Source organism: Carboxydothermus islandicus (assembly GCF_001950325.1).
Lineage (GTDB): Bacteria > Bacillota > Z-2901 > Carboxydothermales > Carboxydothermaceae > Carboxydothermus > Carboxydothermus islandicus.
Window position 1 is genome coordinate 1 of record NZ_BDJL01000094.1, and the last position, 294, is coordinate 294.

Annotated in this window: 1 rRNA gene; it reads left to right on the top strand. The window is 52.7% G+C overall.

Annotated elements, in window-relative coordinates:
• Nucleotides 1–179: 179 nt before the first annotated feature.
• Nucleotides 180–294, top strand: a 5S ribosomal RNA gene (rrf, locus tag ciss_RS09630); the annotation flags it as partial.

A 294-nucleotide genomic window follows, 5' to 3' on the forward strand; every position in this document is an offset into this window, starting at 1 on the left:
GCCGGGCGTGTAAGCCGAGCAATCGGTTGAGCGGACCGGTACTAATAGGTCGAGGACTTGACCTTCAAGTTAGAGGTTAGAGGTTGGAGGTTTGAGGTTAGAAAAACCGAAAACCGAAGACCTAAAACCGTAAACCCTAAATAAACCTCTGTGCAGTTTTGAGGGAACAGAAAAAAGTTTCCGGTGGCAATAGCGGAGGGGAAACACCCGTTCCCATTCCGAACACGGCAGTTAAGCCCTCCAGCGCCGATGGTACTGGGACGTTAGGTCCCGGGAGAGTAGGTCGCTGCCGGA